The 3,632-nt window shown below is 62.1% G+C and carries 2 protein-coding genes; both read left to right on the top strand.

Annotated elements, in window-relative coordinates:
- Nucleotides 1-1,246: polyphosphate kinase 1 (gene ppk1, locus JXQ94_RS12790; protein ID WP_421924181.1), on the top strand; the 1,246-nt coding region annotated here is incomplete at its 5' end.
- A gap of 21 nt (nt 1,247-1,267) precedes the next feature.
- Nucleotides 1,268-2,788, top strand: coding sequence for a Ppx/GppA family phosphatase (locus JXQ94_RS12795; protein ID WP_421924182.1), 1,521 nt, complete (start codon nt 1,268-1,270; stop codon nt 2,786-2,788).
- Nucleotides 2,789-3,632: the final 844 nt, after the last annotated feature.

Below are 3,632 nucleotides of genomic sequence, written 5' to 3' on the forward strand. Positions count from 1 at the left end.
CGGCCTGTCGCAAGTTGCCCAGCTGATCCCGGATGACCGGGCCGAGTACAAGTTCAAGCCCTATGAGCCGCGCTATCCGGAACGGATTCGCGATCATGGTGGCGATTGTTTCTCCGCCATTCGCGAGAAGGACATCATCGTCCACCACCCGTATGAAAGTTTCGATGTGGTGGTGGAATTCCTGCGCCAGGCTGCAGCCGATCCGGAAGTGGTCGCGATCAAGCAGACGCTCTACCGGACCTCCAAGGACAGTCCGATCGTGGCGGCGCTGATCGAGGCGGCCGAAAGCGGGAAGAATGTCACGGCGCTGGTCGAGCTGAAGGCCCGTTTTGACGAGGAAGCCAATCTGAAATGGGCCCGCGATCTCGAACGTGCGGGTGTGCAAGTCGTCTATGGCTTCATCGAGTACAAGACCCACGCCAAGATCTCGCTGGTCGTGCGCCGCGAGGGCTCCGACCTTCGGACCTATGCCCATTTCGGCACCGGGAATTACCATCCGATCACGGCGCGCATCTATACCGATCTGTCGCTCTTCACCGCCGACCCGGCCTTTGGTCGCGATGCCGGGCGGGTGTTCAACTATGTCACCGGCTATGCCCGCCCCGACAATCTGGAGCGCCTGGCTGTTTCGCCGATCGGCATGAAAGAGGCCATTCTCGACCATATCGAGCAGGAAATCGCCAATGCCGGAGACGGCTTGCCTGCGGCGGTCTGGGCCAAGCTGAATTCCCTGGTCCATCCCGAGATTATTGATGCCCTTTACCGGGCCAGCCAGGCCGGTGTGCGGGTAGAGCTCGTGGTGCGCGGGATCTGCTGCCTGCGTCCGGGCATTCCCGGCCTGTCGGACAATATCCGGGTCAAATCCATTGTCGGGCGCTTCCTCGAGCACTCACGGATTGTCTGCTTTGCCAATGGCAAGGCGATGCCGTCGCCGGCGGCGAAACTCTATATCTCCTCAGCCGACTGGATGCCCCGCAATCTGGATCGCCGGGTCGAACATCTCTGCCCGATCCAGAACCCGACCGTGCATCGCCAGGTGCTCGACCAGATCATGGTCGCCAATCTCAATGACACCGACCAGTCCTGGTATATGGATGGCCAGGGCGACTATCGGCGCGTGGATACGGCCAATGTGGACAAACCTTTCAGTGCGCATGCCTATTTCATGACCAATCCCTCCCTGTCCGGACGCGGTCACGCGCTCAAGCATGACCAGCCGCCCGTCCTGACCGACCATAATGGCTGACCGGATTTGACGCGCGCGCAAATGCCCTCCGACTTCGTGGCCGAGCAGGCCATTCACCGCGATATCGCGGTCATTGATGTCGGTTCGAACTCCGTGCGTCTTGTTCACTTTCGGGTCGAGGGGCGATCGCTCTGGCCGATTTTCAACGAAAAGGTCATGGCGGGCCTGGGGCGCGGCGTTCACGACACCGGCAAGCTGCATCCGGAGGGCCGGGACATTGCCCTGCGGGCCCTCAAGCGCTTCCAGCGTCTGCTGGATGCAAAGGGCGTCAGCGACCGCCATGTCGTGGCCACGGCCGCCGTGCGCAATGCCAGTGACGGCCCTGACTTCATTGCGGCGGTGGCCGAGCGAACCGGTCTTGTGGTCCGTGTGCTGACGGGTGCGGACGAAGCGCGCCTGTCGGCGATGGGTGTCGGCGCGGGCATCCCCGACGCGGACGGATTGATGGGTGATCTGGGGGGCTCCAGTCTCGAACTGACGGCGATGAATGACGGCCTCCCGGGGCGTGGCGTTACCACCGCCCTGGGTCCACAGGAAATGCTTGGCGATGAGGTCATGGACGAGGCGGCGCTCATTGCGGCGATCGATCGGGTGTTGGGCGCGACCGGTCAGCTGACCGGGCAGGGAGGGGCTTTTTATGCGGTCGGCGGCGCCTGGCGTGCGCTGGGTCAGCTCGCCTTTGCGCGCTTCGGCTACCCGCTCAATGTGGTCCATGAGTTTTCGCTGGGCGCGCGCCAGACCGATGAACTCGTACGGCTGGCGACCCGGCTCAGTCCGGCCTCCTTGCGCGGCACACCGGGGGTCTCCTCTCGCCGTGTGGCGACCTTGCCGTATGCCGCCCTCCTGCTTCGCCGGATCATGCAGCTCGGTGAGTTCAACCGCCTCGTCTTTTCGGCCTATGGCGTGCGTGAGGGCGTGCTGGCATCGGGTCTTCCCCCGGCCTTGCTGGCCCAGGACCCGCTGATCGCCGGCGCCGAGGCGATGGCGTTGCCGAACGCCCCGACGCCGGATTTCGGCCGGGCGCTGGCCCGCTGGCTGGTACCGGCTTTCGGAGCGCTGGAAACCGCGTTCGGCCCCGCGCGCGACAGGGTCTTGCACGAAGCCGCGACACGTCTGACCGATCTCGGGGCGCGTCATCATCCCGACCATCGGGCCGATTTGGCGCGCGGCAGTGTGCTTTATGCGCCCTTCGCCGGCGTGACCCATCCCGAGCGGGTCTTCCTCGCAGCGGCCATCCACTATCGCTATGCCGGCAAACGCGCTGTGCTGGAGGACAATCCGATCTTCCATCTCATCGATGAGGATCAGCACAATCTGGCCCAGATGCTGGGCCTGTCCCTGCGCCTGGGGGCCAAGCTCTCCGGCCGCTCCCCGGCGCTGTTGGACCGCTACTCACTCACCGTTGGTCCAGACGTGATCCGCCTGGAAGTCGATGAGAGTGTGCGTGACCTCTATGTCGAGCGCTCGGTCTCGTTACTCGACCAGCTGGCCGCTGCCGTCGGGCGGGCGGGTGAGGTTGTCTATGTGACGGGACAGGAATAACCGCAGCAGACAAATAACCGGTACAAATCAGCCGGTACAAAATAACCGGTGCAGGCACAGCTTCCGGCCGATCGGTTCACAGCGTCTCACGGGAGTGGGGGCGCCAATGCATTGTGCCTGTCCCGCTTTTTCACCTGTCCCGCTTTTTCACTCATCCATTAAGAAACCCCGGCCTTCAAACGGAAGGCCGGGGTTATCAGGCAATTACGAACGTCACAGGATTGGCGACGCCATAGTGGAGACGATCATCGGGGCTCTAGCAGAGGAAACCCCCGCCGCAACCTCCGCCGCTGCCGCCGCCACCGGTTGGTGGGGAGGTCTCATACCAATCATAGCAAAAACCACGATCCCAGATACCGCCCACATCCTCACATTCCCACGGTGTCCTTGGAGGAGATCCATAAGCAGGGTTTTCCTGGCATCGACCATCGGACCAAACACCACCTGCCGAAGCGCAATCATCAACGGACCGAAACCGATTGAACCGGCTATCATGAGCTCCGCCATTTCCATCTGCCGGCTGCGCCATAGCGAAAGCTGGCGTCAGAGAAACTACTGCGGCAGAAAAAGCTGCCAGTAATAGCCGTGATTTGCTTGTAATAATTGACACTTTATATCCCCAATTTCAAAGAAGCCAATGTTGTTGGTTGCGAGGATTAGAGTCAATTGAATCTTGACTGGCGTGTACTATCCAGGCGACCCAACTTTAAAGTAGGGGCCGGCGGAGTATGCAGGGCGAATAAACGGGGAATAAACGGGGACACGCACCGTTTTTCACGAGTGCCGTCTCACCGCGCGCGCCGGGCGCAAACCCCGCCTTAAACCGCTTGCCGAGAGACCGCCG

It is taken from the genome of Maricaulis maris, from assembly GCF_049116555.1.
GTDB classification, from domain to species: Bacteria; Pseudomonadota; Alphaproteobacteria; order Caulobacterales; family Maricaulaceae; genus Maricaulis; species Maricaulis maris_C.